Source organism: Acuticoccus kandeliae (genome assembly GCF_003073115.1).
Genome location: NZ_QBBV01000002.1, coordinates 208623 through 232232 on the forward strand (window position 1 = coordinate 208623; position 23610 = coordinate 232232).

Below are 23610 nucleotides of genomic sequence, written 5' to 3' on the forward strand. Positions count from 1 at the left end.
GATTATTGCCCGCCGCTGCCCTTCCAGGGGGTGTTCGGGTTGCTCGGCCCGTAGTCGCCCTGGTCGAGGTCGATGGTCCGGCGCGTGGGCTCGGGGCCCGGCCAGCCGGGACCGCCCCCGCCCGTCGCCGGGTCGACGCGATAGACCTTCACCGAGCGGGTGATCGAGCGCCACAGCCCCTCGCGCACCGCGGGGATGAAGAGGAGGAAGCCGACCGTGTCGGTGATGAAGCCGGGGGTGAGGAGGAGAACGCCCGCGATGGCGATGGTCAGCGCGTGACCGATCGACGCTGCCGGAACCCGGCGCTCACGAATATCGTCCTGGAGCCGCTGAAAGGCCTGCAGGCCCTGCTGCTTGAGGAGATAGGCCCCGATCACCGCGGTGATGATCACCAATGCGATGGTCGGAAGCACGCCGATCGCCTCGCCAACCATCATGAACACCGCGATTTCCGCGATGGGCACCGCCAGCAGGAACAGGATCAGTATGAGCCTCAGCACCGAGTCACCTCTTTCATTGCGTGAGAAGTGATATGGTGCCTTTGCAGGCGATTTCAGGGGCCGGGCGTAGACCCTGTGACATCGATTCGTTACGGTCGCTCTAGTCAGGCTCTCGCAGGGCCTGTACCCGTGCCCAATATGTCTTATGTGAGTTGTGCAACGCGTGAACGCCGGCGCACCCATCGCAGTCGCTCCGACAGAGCTGACAGGTAACCGTGGATGAGTGACTTTTTCGACATCTACAATCTGATGATCCTGGCGCTCGCCGTGGGGATCTTCTTGCGTTTGAGGAGCGTCCTCGGCCGACGGACCGGGAACGAGCGGCAGTCCTATGACCCCTACACCGCCAAAAGCGGCCAGGAGCGCGGACGCGACGCGGCGCGGGACAATGTGGTGACGCTGCCGCGCCAACCTTCGGCGGAGGCGCCGGCCGGCTCCGGCGCGGCCGATGTCGACGCGCGGCTGACCCCGGTCGCGAAGAAGGGCACCCCGCTCTACGACCAGCTCCTCCCGCTCGTGACCGCGGACCCGACCTTCGAGCCGAAGCGCTTCCTGGAAGGCGCCTCGATGGCCTACGAGATGATCGTCACCGCGTTCGCGACCGGCGACCGCGCGATGCTGCGCCCGCTCCTGTCGCCCGAGGTGTTCGACGGGTTCGACGCCGCGATCACCGAGCGCGAGCAGGCCGGGCAGACGATGTCCACGACGCTCATCGGCATCGAGAAGATCGCGATCAGCGACGCGTCGCTACGCAACGATTCGGCCCGCGTCACCGTGCGGATCGAGAGCGAGATGATCAGCGCCACCTACAACAAGGCCGGCGAGCTGGTCGACGGCGACCCGAACAAGGTGGTCGACGTGGTGGACGTGTGGACCTTCGAGCGCAAGGTCACGGAGAAGGACCCGAACTGGGCGCTCGTGGCCACCGAATCGGCGTGAGTGTCCCGCGCAGGATCGACTTTGGACACCCACGCGACGGCGCGGACCGCCGTCGCCTTCGCCGACCTCCCCGGCTGGGATTCGGCCGAGGCTGAAGCCCTTCTCTCCGGACTGACCCGACACTTCGCGCCCGAAATCCGGGCGCGTCCGCATCAGGCCCCCTGGCTCGGCGCCCTCGCCGAGACGCTCGCCGCGGCGCCCCCCGCCCGCGGCGCGCGCGCGTGCGTGGAGGCGCTGTTCGTGCCGATGCGCATCGAGGCGGAGGGGTTCCTCACCGCCTACTACGAGCCGGTCATCCCCGCCTCGCGCGAGCGGACGGGGCCCTACCAGACACCGCTCTATCGCCGCCCGCCCGACCTCGTGCGCGTTTCGCCCGGCCGCGCCGACCTTCCGGGCGACGGCACCTTCGCGCGCGCCCTCCCCGACGGGCGCACCGTCCCCTATCCGGACCGTCTCGCCATCATGAACGGCGAACTCGACGGGAAGGGGCTCGAGATCGCCTTTTTCGCCGACCCGGTGGACGCTTTCTTCGCGCAGATCCAGGGCTCGGCCCGCCTCGCCTTCCCCGACGGGACCGAGACGCGCATCGGCTATCACGGCAAGACCGGCCACCCTTACACCGCGATCGGGCGCGTGATGATCGACCGCGGCCTCCTGCCGGAGGGCGGGGCGACGATGCAGACGATCCGCGCCGCCCTCGCCGCCCACCCCGAGCGCGTCGCGGAGATCCTTGGCGCGAACCGCTCCTACGTCTTCTTCCGCGAGCGCGCCTCGATGGGGCCGGATGCGGGGCCGATCGCAGGCGGCGGCGTCGCCCTCACCCCGCTGCGCAGCCTCGCGGTGGACCGCGCCCACATCGCGCTCGGCACCCCGGTCTATGTCGAGACGGTGCTGCCGGCGCGCGGGGCCCACAACGGCGTGACGATCGCCGAGGACACGGGTTCGGCGATCATCGGCCCGGCGCGCGGCGACCTCTTCATCGGGAGCGGCGACGCGGCCGGGGCGATCGCGGGCGGGATGAAGGCCGCCGCGCGGCTCACCCTGATCCTGCCCCGGCTGGCGCTCCGATGAAGCGCCGCACCCTCAAGGCGCACGAGAAGGCGCTCTGGCAGAAGGTCGCCCGCACCATCGCGCCGCTGCGCGAGCCGAAGGCCCCGCCCGAGACCGCGCCGCCCGCTCTGATGCCCCCGCCGGCGCCGGACGTCCCGCCGCAAGCGCCGCCTCCGCCGACCGCCGCAGAGCCCGCCCCGCCGGCCGTGGCGGCGAAGCCGAAGCGGCCCCGCGCGCCGGGCATCGGCGAAATCGACCGCAAGACGCGGCGCAAGCTCGCGCGCGGGACGCTGACGATCGACGGGCGCATCGACCTCCACGGGATGACGCAGGAGGAAGCCTCGCGCGCCCTCTTCCACTTCATCGACTCGTCCTACCGCCAGCGGCGGCGCGTGGTGCTGGTGATCACGGGAAAGGGTCAGGGCGGGGACGGGCGCGGCATCCTGCGCCGCAGCGTGCCGGTCTGGCTGTCGGGGCGCGAGCTTGCGCGCTGCGTGGTGAGCTACAGCCCCGCCTCGCAGAGCCATGGCGGCGACGGCGCGCTCTATGTGCGCCTGCGCAGTCCCGGCTGAGCCCCGCGAGCTCACGCGCGGGCGTTCACGATGCCTCAGATGCCGAGCTTGGCCTCGGTCCGGTCGAGGATGAGGGGGATCACCATCTCCTCCTCGTCGCCAAGATGCTGGAGGAGGCCCTTCAGCGTGCGGTCCAGCGTCGTGCAGAGCGCGTCGGAGGCGCGGCCCGCGTCCCCGCGCGCCTGTAGCGCGGTGTAGAGGGCCTGCCCGCGGTCGGCGATCTCGTGGATCAGCGCGTCGATGAGGTGGTGGTCCGCGTCGAGGATCTCGAACCCGCGCACGAGGCGCGCGTCGGCCGCGCGGAAAACCGGGAAATAATGATGGTCCTCCACGGCGTGGTGGCCGTGCAGCTCGTTCAGGAACATGTTGATGCGCGGCGCGAACCAGCGCAGGAACCCGTTCGCCTCGAGATGGCCGTCGCGGAACTCGGCGGTGCCGCTCGCGAGCGCCGCGCCGAGATCGCGGAACATCGCGTGCCGCTCCAGCCAGAAGGACGCCATGGCGCCGAGATTGCGGTGGTCGGGCCAGACCTCGCGCGGATAGAGCGCGCGCAGGACCGCCACCTCGTCGGGCAGCGTGGTGCGCTCGAAAAGCTCGAACGCGTCCTTCCGGGACCCGCCGCCGTCCGCCATGTCAGCCGACGAACCCGACGACGCGCTTCACGTCGGCCAGGATCGGCCCGGCGATGGCCGCCGCGCGCTGGGAGCCGTTGTCGAGGACGGCGTCGAGATGGGCCTCATCGTCGAGGAGGCGGCGCATCTCGGTGTTGACCGGGGCGAGGACGCTGACGGCAAGGTCCGCGAGGGCCGGCTTGAAGGCGGAAAACATCGCCCCGCCATGCTCGGCGAGGACGGCCTCCTTCGTGGTCTCGGCAAGGGCGGCGTAGATGCCGACGAGATTGTCGGCCTCCGGACGGCCTTCGAGGCCCTTCAGCTCGGAGGGGAGCGGCTCGGGGTCGGTCTTCGCCTTGCGGACCTTCTGGGCGATCGTGTCCGCATCGTCCGTGAGGTTGATGCGCGAATTGTCCGACACGTCCGACTTCGACATCTTCTTCGCTCCGTCGCGAAGGCTCATCACCCGCGTTGCGGGGCCCTGGATGATGGGCTCGGTCATGGGGAACAAACCGTCCGTCCAGCCGAGCTCGGCGAGGCGCTCCGCGTAGTCGAAGTTGAATTTTTGCGCGATGTCGCGGGTCAGTTCAAGGTGCTGCTTCTGGTCCTCGCCGACCGGGACGTGGGTCGCCTGATAGGCGAGGATGTCCGCCGCCATGAGGTTCGGGTAGGCGAAGAGGCCGACCGACGCGTTCTCGCGGTCCTTGCCGGCCTTCTCCTTGAACTGCGTCATGCGGTTCAGCCAGCCCATGCGGGCGACGCAGTTGAAGATCCAGGCGAGCTCGGCGTGGGCCGAGACGCGGCTCTGGTTGAAGACGATGTTCTTCTCGGCGTCGATGCCGGCGGCGAGGAAGGCGGCCGTGACGTGACGCGTCGCTTTCGCGAGCTCGGTCGGATCCTGCCACACGGTGATCGCGTGGAGATCGACGACGCAATAGAGGCAGGGATAGGAATCCTGCATGGCAACGAACCGACGGATGGCGCCGAGATAGTTGCCAAGGTGAAGGCTGCCGGTCGGCTGCACGCCGGAAAAGACGCGGGGAGTGAAGGGCACGCTCTGCTCATCGGTCGGGGGAACGTGCGGGTCTTATCCCGCAGTGGCCGGATCTTCAACCTCCCCGCGCCCTCGGGCCGTCTGAAAGGGGGTGAGGCGTCCACAGTGCGCCCCCTGCCACTTGCACTCGCTGAGGCCTAAAGCACCGGCCTCGGCCGCCGCGCCAGGACAGCCCCTCGGCTCTTAAGCCGGGCCGGAATGCACGGCGTCAGCCGGGGGAGCAGACGCGCGGGCTCGAAGCGCGGGAGGGCGCCGGGACGTCCTCGCCCGACGGCTCACGCGCCACGCTTTACGCCTCGCGCCTCGGCGGCCATCGCCGATGGCACCGTGAACGCGGAGTACGTTGTCGGAGAGGGGCTCCGGCCACCGATCGATCGACGGTGGCCGGGCGCAGGGGGATGCCTGGGGGCCGCTTCTTACAGTCTCTCCTCCTCGCCGCCGGGTCTGGCGAGAAGGCGGTCCGCGGTGGCGCGAGGCACAGGGCCTCGGCGGCGGCGCGTGCGCCGTCAGGCGTGGAGCGCCATCGGGCGCTTTTCGATCGGGTGAGGCGCGAAGGTGGCGGAGGGGCGGTCGCCGAGCCACTCGCCGATGACGCCGAGCGCCTCCGGACGGACGCGGATCATGCGGCGCTGCCGGTCAATCCGCCGTTCCACCAGGCCCGCGCTCTCCAGGACGCGCAGGTGCCGGGAGATTGCCGGCGGCGTCACGCTGAAGGGGGCGGCGATGGCGCCGACGGGCAATTCCCCGTCGCGCAGGAGGCGATTGACGATCGAAAAGCGCGTCTCATCCGACAAAGCGGCAAAGACGGCCAGGAGATCGGTGTTCGGATCTTGGGTCCCAGGCATGCAACTCAATCCTCACGTATAAGTTGAATGACACACGTTTTACGATGCGTTCGTGTCATTTGCAACCGCAGAAAGCACCCTCTCGGTTGGTTTCTCCTAGGTTGATTTTAGATTGTGTTCAGGTTATGGCGCGCTGAGATAAGCAAACAAAAAAAGCCGGCCAAAAGGCCGGCTTCTTTGTACGAAATTGTGCGAGTTTTACGGCAGAACGCACTGACGGCGAACACCATCGTACCCGAGGAAGGTGCCGTCGCTCGAACGGAACGAACGGTACTTCAGACCGCACTGGCGATACCACTCAGACGTGAAAGGCGCCGGGTAGTAGCTCGGCTGCTCAACCACAACCGTCTGCGGCTGGCTGGCGATGGCGGCACCGGCGATCGCACCGGCGGCAAGGCCGATCACGCCCGCGGCGACCCATGCGCCGTTGTCGTCATAGTAGCGGCCGCCATTGTAGCGCCACCAGCGGCCATTGTAGTAGACGCGATCACGATAGGCCTGGTTGCGGTTGGCCGTCCGCTGACGCTGGTTCTGGTTGCGGTTGGCCTGACGCTGGCGCTGGTTCTGGTTGACGTTCACCTGGCGCTGGCGCTGGTTCTGGTTCCGGTTGGCCTGGCGCTGGCGCTGGGCCTGGTTGCGCTGGGCCTGACGCTGACGCTGGGCCTGGTTCGGCCGGATGACGTTGTTGTTCTGGGCGAGCTGGATGAGACCTTCGCTCGCCTCGGTCTCGGCCATCAGCTTGGCTTCGTGCCGCGCCGCGAGCTGGGGCGTGATGGTCAGCGCCGTCGGCTGACCGTGGGTGGCGGCGGATGCGGGAACGGCCGGGACGGCGAACGCCATCGCGGCCGCCAGACCCGCCCATGCACCCACGCGCTTCATACGATTCAGAGTCATGGACTTCACCTCCTAGACGGACCGAGCGCAGGACGTCCCGTGTCGTCTTGTATCACCAATATCAACGTCGGCGGCTGAACCTTGGTTGAATGCCTAAGGTCAAACTGGAGGTCAATTTTTTGAGATCAAGACCTGTTAGACGTCGAGGTTGGCAACCTGGAGCGCGTTTTCTTGAATGAACTCGCGCCGCGGGTCGACAGCGTCGCCCATTAACCGTGTGAACACGCCGTCGGCGTCGTCAGCCTCGGAAATGCGAACCTGGAGCAAGGTTCGCGCGTTGGGGTCCAGCGTCGTCTCCCAGAGCTGATCCGCGTTCATCTCGCCGAGACCCTTATAGCGCTGGATCGTGAGCCCGCGCCGGCCTGCCGCGAAGACGTTCGCGGCCAGCGCACGCGGACCTTCGATCGCAACGGTCTTGTCCTTGCGCTTCAGCACGGCCTCGCCGCCATAGGTCTCGCCGAGGTGCTTGGCGTAGGCCGCGAGGCGCTTGGCGTCGGCGGAGGAGAGGAGCGCGGCGTCGACGACCGCATATTCCTTCACGCCGCGGACCGTGCGCTCGAACGCGATGCCGCCGCCTTCGACGACGGTACCCGTCCAGCCCTTCTCGAACTCTTCGGCGATGGCGTCGAGGCGCGTCGCGACCGTCTCTGCCACCTCTTCGGCCGTCGCCGGATCGGAGATCTTCTCGGGGTCGAACGCGCCCACCACCGCGGCCTGCTCGATTACCGAGCGGTCGTAGCGGGAGTGGAGGCCGTCGAGGATGTCGGACACGGCGCGCGCCTTCACCGTCACATCCGCGAGGTCGGGGCCGACGAGGACCTCGCCGTTCGCGAGCGTCAGCGAGGTGTCGTCGAGGCCGGCATTCGTCAGATAGTCCTCCAGCGCATCGTCGTCGTGGAGGTACTGCTCGGACTGGCCCCGGCGGACCTTATAGAGTGGCGGCTGGGCGATATAGAGGTTCCCGCGCTCGATCAGCTCCGGCATCTGCCGGTAAAAGAAGGTGAGGAGCAGCGTGCGGATGTGGGCGCCGTCGACGTCGGCGTCCGTCATGATGATGATCTTGTGGTAGCGCAGCTTGTCCGGCTGGAACTCGTCCTTGCCGATGCCGGTGCCGAGCGCGGTGATCAGCGTGCCGATTTCGTTCGAGGAGAGCATCCGGTCGAAGCGCGCGCGCTCCACGTTGAGGATCTTGCCGCGCAGCGGCAGCACGGCCTGGTTCGCGCGGTGGCGGCCCTGCTTGGCGGAGCCACCGGCCGAGTCACCCTCGACGAGGAAGAGCTCGGCCTTCGACGGGTCGCGCTCCTGGCAGTCGGCGAGCTTGCCGGGAAGGGAGGCGACGTCGAGCGCGCCCTTGCGGCGCGTCAGCTCGCGCGCCTTGCGCGCCGCCTCGCGCGCGGAGGCCGCCTCGACCACCTTCGCGACGATCGTGCGGGCCTCGGACGGGTGCTCCTCGAGCCAGGTGGAAAGGCCCGCATTCACGAGCCCCTCGACCACCGGGCGCACCTCGGACGAGACGAGCTTGTCCTTCGTCTGCGAGGAGAATTTCGGGTCGGGCACCTTCACGGAGAGGACGCAGGCGAGACCCTCGCGGCAGTCGTCGCCGGTCGGCGTCACCTTTTCCTTCTTGGTGGTGCCGGCCTGGTCGGCATAGCCCGTGATCTGGCGCGTGAGCGCCGCGCGGAAGCCGGCGAGGTGGGTGCCGCCGTCGCGCTGCGGGATGTTGTTCGTGAAGCAGAGCACGTTCTCGTGGTAGGTGTCGTTCCACCACATCGCGACCTCGACGGTCACGCCGTCGCGCTCGTCGGAGAAGGTGATCGGCTTGTCGATCAGCGGGGTCTTCGAGCGGTCGAGCCAGCGCACGAACGCCTCCAGCCCGCCGTCATAGATCATCGTCTCCTCGCGCGGCTCGACGCCGCGATTGTCCTTCAGCGTGATGCGCACGCCCGAATTGAGGAAGGCGAGCTCGCGCAAACGGCGCTCCAGGACGCCGAAATCGAACTTGATGTCGGAGAAGGTGGCGGTCGAGGGGAGGAAGCGGACCTCGGTGCCCGACTGCCCGTCGGCCGCGCCCACGTCGGCGAGCGGGTTCTGCGCGACGCCGTCGGCGAAGCGCATCCAGTGCTTGCGCCCGCCGCGCCAGATCGTGAGGTCGAGCTCGGAGGAGAGCGCGTTCACCACCGACACACCGACGCCGTGGAGACCGCCGGAGACCTTGTAGGAATTCTGGTCGAATTTCCCGCCGGCGTGGAGCTGGGTCATGATGACCTCGGCCGCCGAGACGCCCTCTTCGGGGTGGATGTCGGTCGGGATGCCGCGCCCGTTGTCGTTGACCGTGACCGAGCCGTCGGCGTTCAGCATCACGCTCACCGTGTCGGCGTGGCCGGCCAGCGCCTCGTCGATGGCGTTGTCGACGACTTCGTACACCATGTGGTGGAGGCCGGACCCGTCGTCCGTGTCGCCGATATACATGCCGGGACGCTTGCGCACCGCATCGAGGCCCTTGAGGACCTTAATGGAGCCTGCGCCATACTCTTCAACGAGGGGCTGGGGTTCGCCTTGCATCAGTGTCCGAATCGTTGCTGCACCGGGGTCTTGAGCGTGGGAGGGGGGCGCCCCGAGGAATCACTCTCTATATATAGGGCTTTGCTGCGTTTTGAAGCCGCCTGCGACGTCCCCCCACAAGGGAGGGCCCGTCTCAGCCCCGACTCTCGTGCTCGCGCACCGCGGCAAGGGCCGCCGGCGTGTCGGCATCGAGGGCCGCGGCCTGCCCGATCTCCACGTCCACCACGCTGTCAGAATAGCGCGAGAGGAGCGCGCGGCCGCCCGCGTCGCCCTCCGTCGCCTTCAGCTCGGGGAAGAGGCGGCTCGACCAGGCGACCGGGTTGCCGCGCGCGCCCTCCGCCGTCGACATCGCGACCAGCGCGCCGTTGCGGCCGAGCGCGGCGAGCACGCGGTCGATGTCCTGCGGGCGGATGAGCGGCATGTCGCCGAGAAGGATGATCGCCGCGTCCGTCGAGGCCGGGAGCGCGCCGAGGCCCGCCCGCAGCGAGGTGGAGAGGCCGTCCGGATAGTCCACATTGTGGGCGAAGGCGACGTCGAGCCCGGCGAGGGCCTCCTTCACGCGATCGGCATCGTGGCCGGTCACGACGACGACCGGGTCGGCGCGGCTCGCAAGCGCGGCCTCGGCGACGCGGCGCACCATCGCGACGCCGCCCACCTCCTCCAGGAGCTTGTTGACGGCGCCCATGCGCGTCGACCGGCCCGCGGCGAGCACGATCGCCGCCGGATGCTCCACCTTGCCTTCGTCCATGCTGCCTCGCCTCGGCCGGGGGCGGACGGCCGTCTCGACGAGAAGGCCGCCGACGCCCATGCGGGTGATGTCGTCGGATGTCACGGGAATCGCGGCGAGGAGCCGGTCGAGCACGAAATCGAAGCCGTTCACCTTCGGCGAGCGCGCGCAGCCCGGTGCGCCGATGACCGGGTGGCCGTCGATCTCGCCGAGGACGAGGAGATTGCCGGGATCGACCGGCATGCCGACCTGGATGAGCCGGCCGCCTGCTGCCTCGATCGCGGCGGGGATCACGTCCGAGGCGTCGACCACCGCCGAGGCGCCGAACACCACGATGATCTCGGCCTTCCCCACCGCGTCGCGCAACGCGTCGACGAGCGGGCCCACCGCGTGCTTGACCCGCCGCTCGCTGACGATGGTGGCGCCGGGATCGGCGAGGCGGCGGTCGAAGATGCCGAGCGTCTTGTCGATGACGCTCTCCTTCAGCGAGGGAAGGGTCGTCGAGATTGCCGCAACGCGCCGCAGCGACCAGGGCGCGACGCGCAGGATCCCGTTGTCGAGCGCCGCAACCGCGACCTCCACGCTCGCCTCGGAGACGGCGAAGGGGATGATCTTCACCGTCCCGACCATCTGCCCCTTGGAAACACGCTGGAAGGCCGGGAGCGTCGCGAGCGTCAGCGCCGGGTCGACGGCGTTGAAGCGGTCGACATCGGCCGGGCGCACGACCACGAGGCCGTTGTGCGCGGCGAAGAGGTTCGCCCGGCCCGTGTCGGCGCGGTCCACGGTGAGGCCGGCACCCGCCACGGCCTCGGCGAGGCGGCGCGCGGCCTCGTCCTCATGCATGTCACCGGGTTCGAGGCGGGCGACCGTCGGCTGCGCGACACCCGCCTCGGCAAGCGCGGCGATGTCCTCATCGGTCAGGCGCGTGCCCTTGCGGATGACGCCGTTCGCGACGCGCTGGGAATGGGCGAGGATCGTCCCGGCCGCCTCGGCGACCGGAAGGGGGCCGAATTTCACGCCGCGTCCGCTTTTTCCGCTCTCACCGCCGGCGGCGGCGTCAGCCCCTTGCGCAGCGCCTCGATCACCTCGGCGAGCACGGAGACCGCGATCTCGGCGGGCGAGGCGGCGCCGATCGGGAGGCCGATCGGGGCGTGGATCCGGCCGATCGCCTCGTCGTCGAACCCGGCCGCCTTCAGGCGGTCGACGCGCTTGGCGTGCGTCTTCCGGCTCCCGAGCGCGCCGACATAGAAGCAGCCCGCCTCCAGCGCGGCGACAATCGCCGGATCGTCGATCTTCGGATCGTGGGTGAGGGTCGCGACCGCGGTCTGGTCGTCGAGCGCGAGAAGGTCCGCGTCCGGCCATTCCGGCACGAGGTTGAAGCCGGAGAAGCGCTCCGGCGTCGCGAAGGCGGTGCGCGGATCGACGATCGTCACGTCGAAGCCGGCGGCCGTCGCCATCGGGGCGAGCGCCTGCGTGACGTGCACCGCGCCGATCACCGTCAGGCGCGGCGAGGGGCGGTGGATGCGGATGAAGACATCGCCCGCATCGGTCGTGACGCGGCCCGATTTGCCGGACGCGAAGCGCGGCTTCAGCTCCTCGCCGAGCGGATCGGACGCGGCTTCCGCAGCCGCGACGAGGCGGCCGGGCGTGCCGTCGAGCGGCGTCACCACCGCGACCGTGCGCCGTTTCGCGCGGGCCTCGTTGAGGGCGTTGAGATCGGAGAGCTTCACGCCGCAGCCTCCCCGTCCAGCGGCTCCACATAGATGCGGATCGTGCCGCCGCACGAGAGGCCGACCTCCCATGCGGTCTCGTCCGCGACGCCGAATTCCAGGAGCTTCGCGGGCGCACCGGCGGCGATCTCGACCGCCTCGGCGACGACCGCGCCTTCGACACAGCCGCCCGACACCGAGCCTTCGAACGCGCCGTCCCCGTCGATCACGAGATGGCTGCCCACGGGCCGGGGCGCCGAGCCCCACGTGTCGACCACGGTCGCGAGGGCGACTTTTCGCCCCTCGGCCCGCCAGCGCGCGGCCACATCGAGCGGGTCGTCGCCCGCCATTGCCATGTCTGTCATCGCCAATCCTCCAACCGTCGGCCCGGGCGGGCCGTGGCGCATCGCGACACGTCCGGGACGCGTCGCGATGTGTGCGCACAAGATCTCGGTGATCTCGCCCGCCGTATCAAGACGGGACGGCAGGCCCGCAGGTCACGCCGCGCTCTGCCGCATCGCACGGCCGCGATCGGCGAGAGTCTTCAGCGCGGTGCGAAGGCCGAGCCCGTCCGCGACGGGGGCATCATACTCCACGCGCACGGTCCGCGTCCCGTCCGTCATGTCGATGCCCTGCGGATCGAGTGCAACCGCCGTCCAGTGGCCCGCGGGACCGCCGGCGATCGCCACCGCCATCACCTCCAGCGCGTCGAGATGGTCCTCGTTCATGTGGGCGCAGCCGCCCGCGTCCATCTTCGCAAGGCCCGCCACCATGTCGGCCGGGGCGAGGATCGCCTCCGGCGAAAGGTCGGTGATGCGCCCGAAGCCCGCGACGAGGTGCGCGCCCTCGACGACGAAGCGCATCAGGCGGAAATCGGCGAAGTCGATATAGCCCGCCGCGTCCTTGTGGCGGCGCAGGAAGCGGTCGCGTCCCGCAGCGACGTCCTCGAGCGGCACCAGGCGGCCGTTCAGCGTGACGCGGGCGCGGGTGTTCGTATCGGCGCTCTCCCCCTCGGCGGCGACGAACAGGAGCGAGGCGCGATTGTCGCGCTTCACATTCTGGGTGTGAACCGCCAAATCGGAGATCAGCAGGACGGGCGAACCGTCGACGAGGGTCGCGACCGCCACATGTGAGACATTCGGCGCCCCCGATGCGTCGAGCGTGCCGAAGGCGGCATCTTGCGCGGTATGCACCAGATTGCGCGCGAGCTGTGCGGCGATTGCGGCGTCAAATGCGGGTCGATTCACGGTGTGCGCACCTGTTAAGAAGGGAAGAATGGGCGATCGGCTGTCGATATCGTGCCGCTTGCCACATTTCTCACACAGTGCTCCCCATTTCCTAGAGACTGTATGGGCAGAGCGGCGAGAGACGAGAACCATGACAACCATCGCCTTGGTCGACGACGACCGCAACATCCTGACCAGCGTCTCGATCGCGCTGGAATCCGAGGGGTTTGAAGTCGATACCTATACGGACGGGGCATCCGGTCTCGAGGCGCTGACCGCCAATCCCCCCGACCTCGCGGTGCTGGACATCAAAATGCCGCGGATGGATGGGCTGGAGCTCCTGCGGCGCCTGCGCCAGAGCTCCGATCTTCCGGTGATCTTCCTCACGTCGAAGGACGATGAGATCGACGAGTTGTTCGGCCTCAAGATGGGGGCGGACGATTTTATACGGAAACCGTTTTCCCAACGCCTCCTCGTGGAGCGCATCAAGGCCGTCCTGCGGCGGACCCAGGCGCGCGCCGCCGGGCCCGAGAAGGAGGTGAACCCCGCCCGGATCCTCGAGCGCGGCAATCTCCTGATGGACGGCGAGCGGCACGCCTGCACCTGGAACGGGGCGCCGGTCGTCCTCACCGTCACCGAATTCCTCATCCTCCAGGCGCTCGCCCAGCGGCCCGGCGTCGTGAAGAGCCGAAACGCGCTGATGGACGCCGCCTATGACGATCACGTCTATGTCGACGACCGCACCATCGACAGCCACATCAAGCGGTTGCGGAAGAAATTCAAACAGGTCGACGACGATTTCGACATGATTGAAACGCTCTACGGCGTTGGCTATCGCTTCAAGGATGAGTAATTCGATCAAATGACGCTTCAGGAGCGGTTTCAAACGCCGCCGACGGAGCTCTATCAGCGCCCGCGCCGACGACTCTTCTCCTGGTCGTCCGTCGGCCTCTCGAGTCTTGCGCTGAAGATCATCGCGGTCAGCCTCGCCGGGCTCGCCGCGCTGCTGTTTTTCACCCTCTATCATCTCCAGCTTCGCACCACGGTGGCGGACGCCCACCTCGAAAGCCTGCTCGTCCAGTCCGACGCGATCGCGACGATCGTGAGCGGCGACGAGACGGCGGGCGCCGTGCCGCTCGTGCGCCTGGAGGTGCAGCAGCAGGAGCGCGGCGTCCCGCCCAACAATGCGGGCGCGGCGCAGACCGCCGCCGAGCCGGTCCTCGGCACCGTGATCGACCGCAACCGCGTCGACCGGCTGTTCGCCGAGGTGCTGGAGGGCACCGTCTCGCGCGCGCAGATCTTCGGCACAAACGGCGCGCTCATCGCCGACAGCCGCTTCGCGCTGCGCACCCGCAGCGACGTCACCTCCGCCCACCTCCCCTCGCTCACCACCGAGGACCCGTCGCTGATCGAGAGCGTCTGGAACTATTTCGCCGGGTTCCTGAGCGGCCCGACGACGACGGTCTCCGCGACACCGAGCACGGCGCTGCCCGCGCCCCCCGCCACCCCCAGCGCCGCCGCCGTGCCATCCGAGGTCACCGCCGCGCTCGGCGGGGTGAAGACGGCCGAGCAGCGCTCCAGCGATGCCGGCGACATCACCCTCTCGGTCGCGACGCCGCTCCTCAACGCGAGCGGGGACGTCATCGGCGCGGTGCGCGTGTCGAGCCCGCCCGGCCTGATCATTGACCTCGCGCGCGACCAGGAGCTCGCCATCGTGCGGGTGTTCCTCGTCGCCGGGCTCGTCGCGATCGTCATCTCGTTCGTGCTCGCGGCGAGCATCCTGCGCCCGATCCGCCGCCTCGCCCGCGCCGCCGAGCACATCAAGGACGGCGGCGGCTACGTGCCGATGCCGGAGATCCGCGATTCCAGCGAGATCGGCGACCTCTCGCGCGTCCTTCACGAGATGACGCTCGCCCTCTACTCGCGCATCGACGCGATCGAGGCGTTCGCCGGCGAGGTCGCGCACGAATTGAAGAACCCGCTCACCTCGCTGCGGAGCGCCGTGGAGACGCTGCCGCTCGCCCGCAAGGAGACCTCCCGCGACAAGCTCCTCGCCATCATCGAGCACGACGTGCGGCGCATCGACCGCCTGATCTCCGACATCTCCGACGCCTCGAAGCTCGACGCGGAGCTGAACCGCCACCGGCACGAGCGCTTCGACCTCATCCGCCTGCTCCAGACCGTCGTCGGCGCGCAGGCCGAGCTCGCCAACGACCGCAACCAGACCGTCAAGCTCGTGGTCCGCTCCTCGCCCCAGGGCTTCCTCGTCGTCGGCAATGACAGCCGCCTCGGCCAGGTCTTCACCAACCTCATCGACAATGCGCGCTCCTTCACCCCCGCCAATGGCAGCGTGACGGTGACGGCGCAGCGCTTCGCGAACTTCATCGAGGTGGTGGTGGACGACGAGGGGCCCGGCATCGACGAGGCCGTGATGGAGCGCATCTTCGAGCGCTTCTACACCGACCGCTCCGAGCAGCAGTCCTTCGGCAACAATTCCGGCCTCGGCCTCGCCATCTCCCGCCAGATCATCGAGGCGCACAATGGCGAGATCTTCGCCGAGAACCGCTACCGCACGACGTTGAGCCCGGAGCGCAACGTCGCCGGGGCGCGCTTCACCGTGCGCCTGCCGGTCGGCTCCGTCGCCCTCAGGTGACCGCCGCGCCGCCTTCGATCCATGCCACCACCATCGCGCTCGGCGAGGCGGGGCTCGTCATCCGCGGGGCCTCGGGGGCCGGCAAGAGCACGCTCGCCCTCGCCCTCGTTGCAGACTGGCAGCGGCGCGGGCGCTTCGCCGCCCTCGTCGCGGACGACCGGACGATCCTCACCCCCGCCGCCGGCCGCCTCATCGCGCGTGCCCCCGCGCGCATCGCGAATCTCGTCGAGGTCCGCGGAATCGGCATTCTCGACGCGGACTTTCTGCCCGCCGTGCGGGTCTCTCTCCTCGTCGATCTCGTCGCACCCGAGGACGCCCCGCGCCATCCGGAGAGCGGCCACGAAAGTACCGTGATCGGTGGCGTTCGGCTTCCGCGCGTCGTCTTGCCGGCGCGTCGCACCGACATCTCCATGCAAGCGATCGCGGCGCTATTGGCGCAAGACGGGTTGACTGGCCGGCCATTCGCCCCCCAACGTCCCGCCAGAACCGGTCCACGAAGGGATCGGACAGAAGGGGGCGACCGTTGATTGGGCTCGTACTCGTCACCCACGGACGTTTGGCTCAAGAGCTGCGCGCAGCGCTCGAGCACGTGGTCGGGCCACAAGAGGCCGTGGAACCCATCTCGATCGAACCGGACGATGATATCGAGCAGCGCCGCGCCGATATCGTCGACGCGGTGGCACGGGTCGACAAGGGCCAGGGTGTCGTCATCCTGACCGACATGTTCGGCGGCACCCCGTCGAACCTCGCGATCTCGGTCATGCCTCAGGGCAAGGTCGAGGTGATTGCCGGCGTCAACCTGCCGATGCTCGTGAAGCTGTCGAGCGCGCGGGCGACGATGGATCTTCCCGCCGCGGTGGCCGCCGCGAAGGAAGCCGGAATCAAATATATCAGCGTCGCGAGCCATGTCCTGGCCGGGAACTGACACGGGCGTGCCGACCCGAACCCTATCCCTCGAGCTGGTGAACCGGCGCGGCCTTCACGCCCGCGCCGCCGCGCGTTTCGTGCGCGAACTCGAGCGCTACCGCGCCGACGCCACCGTCTCGAAGGACGGGCACGACGTGGACGGCCGCTCCATCATGGGCCTCCTGATGCTGGGCGCGCCCTGCGGCAGCACGGTCACGGTCGTGCTCAGCGGCGACGATGCCGACGAGGCGGCCGCCATGTTGACCGAGCTCGTCTCCGGTGGTTTCGGGGAAAGTGAATAGATTTGCACGGGCCTCAACCGATATAGTGAAAACCGATCGCCGCACATACGGTGACGAATAGACGATCAAGGAGACGCGTTGGAGGAGTGGAACGACCCATTTGACGATCTCGCGTCAGCGGCGTGCAACCTGCTCGCCGACAATGTTGGCGCGCGTCAGTGCGGAGTCATCGCCATCGAGGGCGAGCGGCTCAAGGGCGGGTCGTCCGAGTTCATGCGCCTCCCGCTCGAGCAGCGTCACGCCGTCATTTCGGCCATCCTCGCCGCCGTCGCCGCCACCGATTTCGACGCCGAGGAGGCCCAGTCGAGCCAGGCGATCGAGGTCTCGGTACCGAGCGGGGCCGCGGCCGCCGCCGTCGTCTTCCCCGAGAGCGAGACGATCGTCTTCCAGATGCTCGACAAGGGCCAGTCGATCGACGCGAAGGCCTTCCGCCACGCCGCCGCCTCCGCCCTCCCGGTCCTCTACCGGATCGACGATCTGCGCGCGGAGCGGATCGAACTGCAGAAATCGGCGCGCCTCCTGCGCCATGTCGAGGAGCTCGCCCAGGTGGGCGGGTGGGAGCACATCCTCACCACCGGCCGCCTCACCTGGTCGCGCGAGATCTACGCCATCCACGGCCTCGAGCCGGGCAGCGACCTCTCCCTCGACCGCGTCCTCCAGCTCTACCCCTCGCCGGGCCGCGAGAAGCTGAGCCTCGAACTGGAGCGGGCGGCGACCGAGGGGAGCGGCTTCGACCTCACCGCCCCGATCCGCACCCCGTCGGGCGAGCGGCGCATCGTGCGCACCGTGGCGCGCGCGGTGAACGGCACCAAGCTCTACGGCATCGCCCAGGACGTGACGGCCCAGCTCTCCGCCGAGCGGCGCCTCTGGTGGGCCGCGAACCACGACCCGGTGACGAGCCTGCCGAACCGCCTCCTCTTCGAGGACCGCATCAGCACCGCCGTCCAGCGTGCGCGGCGCGACAACAAATCCTTCGCCCTCGTCATCATCGACATCTCGGACTTCGCCCGCCTCACCGAGCGCTCCGGCTACACCGTGCCGGACAAGCACATGATGGACGTCGCCTCCCGCATCGCCGCCGTGATGCGCGAGAGCGACACGATCGCCCGCCTGTCGCTCAACGAGTTCGCGATCCTCCTCAACGACGTGAAGAATCAGGAGGACATCGCCTCCCCGATCGCGCGCCTGCGCGACCAGATCGACCAGATGCAGAAGGAAGGCGCGGGCGACGGCATCCACATGTCCGTCGGCATCGCCTTTTATCCGGACCATGCGAGCGGGGCCGAGGAGCTGACGCGCGCGGCCGAGATGGCGCTGTCGCAGGCCAAGCGCCGGCTCGACTCGCCCGTCATCGTGTTCGACCGGCAGATCGCCAACGACGCCGCCAAGCGGCGCGAGACGATCCTGCGGCGCGCCCGCGACAGTCTCGCCAAGCGCGAGTTCGTCCCCTACTACCAGCCGCAGATCGACATCGAGACGAACGAGGTCGTCGGCGTCGAGGCGCTCGTGCGCTGGCAGACGCCGGACGTGCTTCTCGACGCGAAGGATTTCGCCTACGCGCTCGACGATCACGAGATCGGCAGCCGCGTCGGCCGCGCCGTGCTCGACGCGGTGATCATCGACATTGCGAAGCTGCGCCAGATGACGGACAAGCCGTTCCGCGTGTCGATCAACGCCTCACGCACCGAGGTGCTGCGCAACGACTTCCTCGACACCTTCCTCGAGAAGACGCGCAACGGGAACCTCAAGCCGAACGACTTCATCATCGAGATCACCGAGGACGTGATCATCGGCGTCGACGACCAGGCGCTGCACGACAAGATCTCCTTCCTCGTCTCGTCCGGGGTGGAGTTCTCGCTCGACGATTTCGGGACGGGCTATGCTTCGCTGATCCACATCACGAGCTTCCCGATCAAGGAAATCAAAATCGACAAGCAGTTCATCTTCGGCATCGAGACCGACCGGCGCAAACGCGCGATCGTGAAGGGGATCATCCAGATCGCCCGCTCGATGGGGCTGCACGTGATCGCCGAAGGCGTCGAGACGGCGGAGCAGCAGGAGGTCTTGCGCGATATCGGATGCCGCTATGCGCAGGGCTATTTCTACTCCTTCCCGGTGCCCTTCTCCCAATTCGCAGACATGCTGGACCACACCTGAGACCATGGACGAACGCGGCCTCCAACGACGTGACAGCAACTACGCTGCGATCACACCGCTCCACTATCTGACCCGCACCGCGGCGGTGTATCCGGACCGCCCGGCCTGGAAGCACGGCGACCGGTCGATGAGCTGGGGCGACTTCGACCGTCGCGTCCGCCGTCTCGCCGCCGGACTCGTGGCGCGCGGCATCGGCGCGGGCGACGTGGTCGCGATCCTCGCCCCCAACATCCCCGCCTTCCTGGAAGCGAACTACGCCGTGCCGATGGCCGGCGCGATCCTGCTGCCGCTCAACACGCGGCTCGACGCCGGGACGCTCGCCTATTCACTGCAGCACGCCGAGGCGCGGATGGTGCTCGTCGACAGCGAGCTGACCGCCCTCCTCGGCGAGGCGGTCGCCAAGCTCGAGACGCGGCCCGAGATCGTGCGGATCGACGATCACCTCGCGAAGAAGCCCACCGACGGCCCGGTCGATCTCGCCTACGAGGACCTCCTCGCCGAGACGCCGATCGCCGCCTATGACGGCCCGGCGGACGAGTGGGACTCGTTCTCGCTCTCCTACACCTCCGGCACGACCGGCAAGCCGAAGGGCGTCGTCTACTCGCACCGCGGCGTCGCGATGACGGCGATCTCCAACCTCGTCGACTGGGCGATCCCGCGCTTTCCAGTCTATCTCTGGACGGTGCCGATGTTCCACTGCAACGGCTGGTGCTTCCCCTACACGGTGGCGCTGATGGCCGGCACCAATGTGTGCCTGCGCCAGGTCGACCCCGACAGCCTGATCGACGCGATGGAGAACCACGGCGTCACCCATCTCGGCGGCGCGCCGATCGTCATGCAGATGGTGATCGAGGGGGCGCGAAAGCGTGGCTTCCGGGCCGCCCACACCATCCGGATGATGACCGCGGCCGCCCCGCCCCCGGCGAGCGTCATCGGCAAGATGGAGGAGATCGGCATCGAGGTGACGCAGGTCTACGGCCTCACCGAGACCTACGGACCGACCGTCGTCTCCTCCTGGAACCCGGAATGGGATGGACGCGAGGAGACCGAGCGCGCCCGCCTCAAGGCCCGCCAGGGCGTGCGCTACTCGATGCAAGGCGACGTCTCGGTGCGCGACCCCGAGACGCTGGAGCCCGTCCCCGCCGACGGCGCGACGATGGGCGAGGTGATGATGCGCGGCAACGTCACCATGAAGGGCTATCTGAAGGACGAGGCGGCGACCGACGCCGCCTTCAAGGGCGGCTTCTTCCACTCGGGCGACCTCGCCGTCCAGCACCCGGACGGCTACATCGAGCTGAAGGACAGGGCGAAGGACATCATCATCTCGGGCGGGGAGAACATCTCCTCCATCGAGGTGGAGAACGCGCTCTACGCCCACCCAGCCGTCGCGAGCGTTGCCGTCGTCGCGATGCCGCACGAGCGCTGGGGCGAGTCGCCCTGCGCCTTCGTCGAGCTGACGAGCGATGGCGAGGCGGACGAGGCGAGCCTCATCGCCTGGGTCCGCGAGCGGATCGCCCACTACAAGGCCCCGCGCAAGATCGTGTTCGAGGCGCTGCCGAAGACCTCCACCGGCAAGGTCCAGAAGTTCCAGCTGCGCCAGCGTGTGCGGGAGCTTGTCGAGAACGAGAAGGCCTGATTGCACGCATAGATTGCGGACGGTATGCAGCCCTCTCCTGATCGTGAGAGGGCTGATCCCATGCGCTACCTGTTCCTATCGGCGATGGCCTTGCTGGCGGTGATCGCCATGGCCCCCGCGGCCGAGGCCGGCAATTGCTACGGCCCCAAGGTCCTCCAGCGGATCATCGGCGCCGGCAACGCCGACTATGACCGCTTCTTCACCCTGTGCCCCGGCCAGGCCATCATCTCGATCGACGGGACCTCGGCGCAGGATCAGCTCGGCATGTACGTGCAGGTCGGACAGTCCGGCCCGGTGGTCTGCAACCGCCAGTTCGCGGCCGACTCCCACACCTGCACGTTCCGTGTCGGCCGGAAGGCCCGCTACTATGTCCGCGTCTTCAACTACGGATCACGGCACGCGACCTACCGCTTCATCTCGAACTGAGGGCGCGGGGGGCCTACTGCCCCTCGGGCGGGTCCACCGCCAGCATCGTCGCCACGTCGATCGTGCGTGAGCCTTGCGAGCAGGCCCCGCGGTCGGTCAACTCGCCCTCGACGCGGACATAGTCGCCATTGCGGAAGCCGCGCGTGTTGCCGACGAGGCCGACGATCTCGCCCGCCGGGGTCGTCACCACCGGGCAGTCCGCCCCAGCCGCAAGGCGCCCTTCGGCGATGCTGAGCCCGCGCGGCACCGGCGCCTTCCCGTCCTCGGCCGGTGACGGCGGCAGGATCAGCGAGGCGCCCGGCCTCAGATCCGCCTCCTCGATCCCCGGATTGGCCGCCTCCAGCACGCCGACGGAGATGTTGTAGCGTGCGGCGATCGTGTCGAACGTGTCGCCCGGCTCCACGACGTGCCGCGTCCCCGCGACGGCCTCGGCATCGCGCGAGCCTTCGAGCGGGGTCGTGTCGAGACCCGTCACCGCGGCCGGCACCATCAGCTCCGTGCCCGGCGCGACGCTGTCGATGTTGCTGATCGACGGGTTCGCCATCATCAGCGCGCTCAGCGTCACCTTGCACCGCTCGGCGACGGTGTAGAACGTGTCGTTCCCTTCCAGCACATAGGTCTGTCCGCACGGGCCCTGGCTCGCCATGGCCTCGCCCGCGGGCAGGACCGCCATCGACGCGAGCAGCAGCCCGCCTGCCATCATCGACGCCTTCATTCGGAGAACCTCCTCGCTTGGTCGTCCACCGGCCGGCGCACCGGCCACACACGCTGTGAAAGCTAGAGGCGCGGCGGCGGGGCGGGAGGGGTTGGCACGCCGCACGCATCGCAATGTCGCAGCGATGCGCCGGGCCGGACCGGCGCCGGCGCGCGGCGTTATTGACTCAGGTCGCGACACCCACCATAACGTCATAAAGATTTCTTTATATGGAAATGCGCATGTTGGGTGTTGTGAAGCAGCCGGCGACGGTGAGCGGTCACGACCAGCTCGTCTCTATCCTGCGCGCGGCGGGAGAAACGACCCGGCTGCGCATTCTCGCGCTTCTCTCCGACGCGGATCTGACGGTGAAGGACCTCACGACCATTCTGGGCCAGAGCCAGCCGCGGATCTCGCGTCATCTGAAGCTTCTCGCCGAGGCCGGTCTCGTGACGCGCTCGGCCGAGGGCGCGTGGGCCTTCTATCGCCTCGCCGAGACCGATGACGGGGCCCGCCCGGCGGACATGATCCTCCAGCATCTCGACCCCGACGACCCCGTCCATGCGCGCGACCGCGAGCGCCGTGCCGCCACGCACCGGTCGAACGCGGAGGCCGCCGCCGGCTATTTCGCCGCGAACGCGGAGATCTGGGACCATATCCGCTCGCTGCACGCGCCGGAGGCGGAGGTCGAGGGGCGGGTCCGGGCCCTCCTCGGCGACGCGCCCATCCGCACGCTCCTCGATGTCGGCACCGGGACGGGCCGCATCCTGGAGCTGATGGCGGACCGGGCCGAACGCATGACCGGCATCGACGCCTCGGCGGCGATGCTCGCGGTCGCGCGCGCCAATCTCGCCCGCGCCGGCATCACCAACGCCCGCCTGATGCAGGACGACGTCTACGCGCTCTCCGTGCCGCGCGACACGTTCGACGCCGTCATCATCCATCAGGTGCTTCACTATCTCGACGATCCCGGCCGCGCCGTCCTGGAGGCAGCGCGCACGCTGCGCCCCGGCGGCCGGCTCGTGATCGTCGATTTCGCCCCGCATGCGGTGGAAACGCTCCGCAGCGAAGCTCAGCATCGTCGCCTCGGCATCGGCCGGGACGAGATGGCCGAGTGGCTGCGGGCGGCCGAACTCGACACGGTCGATGTCTGCGACCTGACGGGAACGGACTCTTCGCTCACGGTCACGCTGTGGCTCGCGAAAGATCCCCGCATCATAACCGACGAGACCCGACACAAGGAGGGCGCGTACGCATGACGACCCCGCTCGTATCTTTCGAATTCTTCCCGCCGAAGACCCCGGCGATGGAAGAGACGCTGTGGGCGTCGATCCAGAAGCTCGCCCCGCTGGCGCCCGAATTCGTGTCGGTCACCTACGGCGCGGGCGGCTCGACGCGCGAGCGCACCCACCGCACCGTCCGCCGCATCGTCGAGGAGACGAAGCTGAAGCCGGCCGCGCACCTCACCTGCGTCGCGGCCTCGAAGGCCGAGATCGACGAGGTGGTCCGCGAGTATTGGCAGGCGGGCGTGCGCCACATCGTGGCGCTGCGCGGCGACATGCCCGAGGGCCCTGGCACCGCCTACAAGCCGCACCCGGACGGCTACGCCAACGGCGCGGAGCTGACCGCCGGCATCAAGGCGATCGCCCCGTTCGAGGTCTCCGTCTCGGCCTATCCCGAGTGCCACCCCGACAGCGCGGGCTGGGACGCCGACATCGACCAGCTCGCCCGCAAGGTGGACGCCGGCGCCGACCGCGCGATCACCCAGTTCTTCTTCGACAACGAGCTGTTCGACGCCTATCGCGAGCGCGTCGCCAAGCGCGGCATCAACATCCCGCTGGTGCCGGGCATCATCCCGATCCACTCGTTCAAGCAGGTCCAGCGCTTCGCCGCGATGTGCGGCGCCTCGGTGCCGGACAAGCTCGCCGAGCGCTTCGACGGGCTGGAGGATGACGAGGACCAGCGCCGCCTCGTCGCCGCTGCGGTCGCGGCCGAGCAGGTCGCCGACCTCGAGAAGCGCGGCGTGGACCGCTTCCATTTCTACACGATGAACCGCGCGGAGCTCGTCTACGCGCTCTGCCGCCTGATCGGCCTCAAGCCGACCACCGAGGTCGCTGCGGCGGCCTGAACCCGATACGTTCCGGAGT

At 68.7% G+C, this 23610-nt stretch carries 24 protein-coding genes; 13 read left to right on the top strand and 11 right to left on the bottom strand.

The window, feature by feature from the left end; translation table 11 throughout:
- Positions 1-2 precede the first annotated feature (2 nt).
- Entirely contained in the window at positions 3-500 is a 498-nt protein-coding gene (locus tag DBV35_RS13630; RefSeq protein WP_205648675.1) for an FxsA family protein, read from the bottom strand.
- Between the two features lie 219 nt (positions 501-719).
- Between DBV35_RS13630 and DBV35_RS13635 the strand changes: the two genes are divergently transcribed.
- Genes DBV35_RS13635 through DBV35_RS13645 form a run of 3 tightly spaced genes read left to right on the top strand, consistent with a single transcriptional unit; the run spans position 720 to position 3061 of the window.
- Positions 720-1439 carry a Tim44/TimA family putative adaptor protein gene (locus tag DBV35_RS13635; protein ID WP_108660876.1) on the top strand — a complete coding sequence of 240 codons (720 nt, stop codon included), beginning with the start codon at positions 720-722 and terminating at the stop codon, positions 1437-1439.
- 21 nt (positions 1440-1460) lie between these two features.
- Positions 1461-2510 carry a murein transglycosylase A gene (mltA, locus tag DBV35_RS13640; RefSeq protein ID WP_108660877.1) on the top strand — a complete coding sequence of 350 codons (1050 nt, stop codon included), beginning with the start codon at positions 1461-1463 and terminating at the stop codon, positions 2508-2510.
- Entirely contained in the window at positions 2507-3061 is a 555-nt protein-coding gene (locus DBV35_RS13645) for a Smr/MutS family protein (RefSeq protein WP_108660878.1), read from the top strand. Before mltA ends, DBV35_RS13645 begins: the two co-directional genes overlap by 4 nt.
- Before the next feature lie 35 nt (positions 3062-3096).
- Here the strand turns inward: DBV35_RS13645 and DBV35_RS13650 are convergent, their stop codons facing one another.
- The 9 genes from DBV35_RS13650 to DBV35_RS13690 all read right to left on the bottom strand — a co-directional run bounded on the left by DBV35_RS13650 (position 3097) and on the right by DBV35_RS13690 (position 12878).
- Positions 3097-3693, bottom strand: a complete 597-nt coding sequence (locus DBV35_RS13650) for a hemerythrin domain-containing protein (protein WP_108660879.1) — start codon at positions 3691-3693, stop codon at positions 3097-3099.
- 1 nt (position 3694) lies between these two features.
- On the bottom strand, positions 3695-4726 hold the full coding sequence (gene trpS / locus DBV35_RS13655) for a tryptophan--tRNA ligase (protein WP_108660880.1): 1032 nt from the start codon (positions 4724-4726) through the stop codon (positions 3695-3697).
- A 506-nt stretch (positions 4727-5232) separates the two neighbouring features.
- Positions 5233-5571 carry an ArsR/SmtB family transcription factor gene (locus DBV35_RS13660; RefSeq protein ID WP_108660881.1) on the bottom strand — a complete coding sequence of 113 codons (339 nt, stop codon included), beginning with the start codon at positions 5569-5571 and terminating at the stop codon, positions 5233-5235.
- 198 nt (positions 5572-5769) lie between these two features.
- On the bottom strand, positions 5770-6465 hold the full coding sequence (locus tag DBV35_RS30890) for a BA14K family protein (protein WP_157961730.1): 696 nt from the start codon (positions 6463-6465) through the stop codon (positions 5770-5772).
- A 135-nt stretch (positions 6466-6600) separates the two neighbouring features.
- Positions 6601-9027, bottom strand: a complete 2427-nt coding sequence (gene gyrB, locus DBV35_RS13670; protein WP_108660883.1) for a DNA topoisomerase (ATP-hydrolyzing) subunit B — start codon at positions 9025-9027, stop codon at positions 6601-6603.
- Between the two features lie 133 nt (positions 9028-9160).
- Complete coding sequence (locus DBV35_RS13675) at positions 9161-10771, bottom strand: NTP transferase domain-containing protein (RefSeq protein WP_108660884.1); 1611 nt, start codon at positions 10769-10771, stop codon at positions 9161-9163.
- Entirely contained in the window at positions 10768-11484 is a 717-nt protein-coding gene (locus tag DBV35_RS13680) for an XdhC family protein (RefSeq protein ID WP_108660885.1), read from the bottom strand. The genes DBV35_RS13675 and DBV35_RS13680 overlap by 4 nt, the downstream gene beginning before the upstream one ends.
- Positions 11481-11819 carry an XdhC family protein gene (locus tag DBV35_RS13685; RefSeq protein WP_108661939.1) on the bottom strand — a complete coding sequence of 113 codons (339 nt, stop codon included), beginning with the start codon at positions 11817-11819 and terminating at the stop codon, positions 11481-11483. The genes DBV35_RS13680 and DBV35_RS13685 overlap by 4 nt, the downstream gene beginning before the upstream one ends.
- Positions 11820-11960: 141 nt before the next feature.
- Entirely contained in the window at positions 11961-12878 is a 918-nt protein-coding gene (locus DBV35_RS13690) for a pyridoxamine 5'-phosphate oxidase family protein (protein ID WP_157961731.1), read from the bottom strand.
- Between DBV35_RS13690 and DBV35_RS13695 the strand changes: the two genes are divergently transcribed.
- From DBV35_RS13695 to DBV35_RS13730, 8 genes are all read left to right on the top strand, one after another.
- Entirely contained in the window at positions 12841-13542 is a 702-nt protein-coding gene (locus DBV35_RS13695; protein WP_108660886.1) for a response regulator transcription factor, read from the top strand. The genes DBV35_RS13690 and DBV35_RS13695 overlap by 38 nt on opposite strands.
- Before the next feature lie 9 nt (positions 13543-13551).
- Positions 13552-15342 (top strand): stimulus-sensing domain-containing protein, encoded by a 1791-nt coding sequence (locus tag DBV35_RS13700; RefSeq protein WP_108660887.1) that lies wholly within the window; start codon positions 13552-13554, stop codon positions 15340-15342.
- Positions 15339-15869, top strand: a complete 531-nt coding sequence (locus tag DBV35_RS13705) for an HPr kinase/phosphorylase (protein ID WP_108660888.1) — start codon at positions 15339-15341, stop codon at positions 15867-15869. The genes DBV35_RS13700 and DBV35_RS13705 overlap by 4 nt, the downstream gene beginning before the upstream one ends.
- On the top strand, positions 15866-16267 hold the full coding sequence (locus DBV35_RS13710) for a PTS sugar transporter subunit IIA (protein WP_108660889.1): 402 nt from the start codon (positions 15866-15868) through the stop codon (positions 16265-16267). Before DBV35_RS13705 ends, DBV35_RS13710 begins: the two co-directional genes overlap by 4 nt.
- A 7-nt stretch (positions 16268-16274) precedes the next feature.
- The gene (locus DBV35_RS13715) at positions 16275-16550 is read left to right on the top strand and encodes an HPr family phosphocarrier protein (RefSeq protein WP_425428473.1); all 276 of its coding nucleotides are present in this window, start codon (positions 16275-16277) and stop codon (positions 16548-16550) included.
- Between the two features lie 78 nt (positions 16551-16628).
- Entirely contained in the window at positions 16629-18707 is a 2079-nt protein-coding gene (locus tag DBV35_RS13720) for a putative bifunctional diguanylate cyclase/phosphodiesterase (protein ID WP_108660891.1), read from the top strand.
- A gap of 4 nt (positions 18708-18711) precedes the next feature.
- Entirely contained in the window at positions 18712-20343 is a 1632-nt protein-coding gene (locus DBV35_RS13725; RefSeq protein ID WP_108660892.1) for an AMP-binding protein, read from the top strand.
- A 60-nt stretch (positions 20344-20403) separates the two neighbouring features.
- Positions 20404-20769, top strand: a complete 366-nt coding sequence (locus tag DBV35_RS13730) for a hypothetical protein (RefSeq protein WP_108660893.1) — start codon at positions 20404-20406, stop codon at positions 20767-20769.
- A gap of 13 nt (positions 20770-20782) precedes the next feature.
- On the opposite strand, the gene DBV35_RS13735 is transcribed toward DBV35_RS13730, so the two are convergent.
- Positions 20783-21484, bottom strand: a complete 702-nt coding sequence (locus DBV35_RS13735) for a LysM peptidoglycan-binding domain-containing protein (RefSeq protein ID WP_170134934.1) — start codon at positions 21482-21484, stop codon at positions 20783-20785.
- A gap of 221 nt (positions 21485-21705) precedes the next feature.
- Here DBV35_RS13735 and DBV35_RS13740 point away from each other — a divergent pair, with 221 nt between their 5' ends.
- On the top strand, positions 21706-22722 hold the full coding sequence (locus DBV35_RS13740; RefSeq protein ID WP_108660895.1) for an ArsR/SmtB family transcription factor: 1017 nt from the start codon (positions 21706-21708) through the stop codon (positions 22720-22722).
- Entirely contained in the window at positions 22719-23591 is an 873-nt protein-coding gene (gene metF / locus DBV35_RS13745; protein WP_108660896.1) for a methylenetetrahydrofolate reductase [NAD(P)H], read from the top strand. The genes DBV35_RS13740 and metF overlap by 4 nt, the downstream gene beginning before the upstream one ends.
- Positions 23592-23610: the final 19 nt, after the last annotated feature.

Coding starts and splice junctions, on each gene's coding strand:
- DBV35_RS13635 (WP_108660876.1), top strand. CDS start 720: ATGAGTGACTTTTTCGACATCTACAATCTGATGATCCTGGCGCTCGCC.
- DBV35_RS13685 (WP_108661939.1), bottom strand. CDS start 11,819: ATGGCAATGGCGGGCGACGACCCGCTCGATGTGGCCGCGCGCTGGCGG.
- DBV35_RS13740 (WP_108660895.1), top strand. CDS start 21,706: ATGTTGGGTGTTGTGAAGCAGCCGGCGACGGTGAGCGGTCACGACCAG.
- DBV35_RS13725 (WP_108660892.1), top strand. CDS start 18,712: ATGGACGAACGCGGCCTCCAACGACGTGACAGCAACTACGCTGCGATC.
- DBV35_RS30890 (WP_157961730.1), bottom strand. CDS start 6,465: ATGACTCTGAATCGTATGAAGCGCGTGGGTGCATGGGCGGGTCTGGCG.
- DBV35_RS13690 (WP_157961731.1), bottom strand. CDS start 12,878: ATGTTGCGGTCGTCGTCGACCAAGGCGATGGTTGTCATGGTTCTCGTC.
- DBV35_RS13650 (WP_108660879.1), bottom strand. CDS start 3,693: ATGGCGGACGGCGGCGGGTCCCGGAAGGACGCGTTCGAGCTTTTCGAG.
- DBV35_RS13735 (WP_170134934.1), bottom strand. CDS start 21,484: ATGAAGGCGTCGATGATGGCAGGCGGGCTGCTGCTCGCGTCGATGGCG.
- DBV35_RS13730 (WP_108660893.1), top strand. CDS start 20,404: ATGCGCTACCTGTTCCTATCGGCGATGGCCTTGCTGGCGGTGATCGCC.
- DBV35_RS13700 (WP_108660887.1), top strand. CDS start 13,552: ATGACGCTTCAGGAGCGGTTTCAAACGCCGCCGACGGAGCTCTATCAG.
- metF (WP_108660896.1), top strand. CDS start 22,719: ATGACGACCCCGCTCGTATCTTTCGAATTCTTCCCGCCGAAGACCCCG.
- DBV35_RS13660 (WP_108660881.1), bottom strand. CDS start 5,571: ATGCCTGGGACCCAAGATCCGAACACCGATCTCCTGGCCGTCTTTGCC.
- DBV35_RS13695 (WP_108660886.1), top strand. CDS start 12,841: ATGACAACCATCGCCTTGGTCGACGACGACCGCAACATCCTGACCAGC.
- DBV35_RS13645 (WP_108660878.1), top strand. CDS start 2,507: ATGAAGCGCCGCACCCTCAAGGCGCACGAGAAGGCGCTCTGGCAGAAG.
- gyrB (WP_108660883.1), bottom strand. CDS start 9,027: ATGCAAGGCGAACCCCAGCCCCTCGTTGAAGAGTATGGCGCAGGCTCC.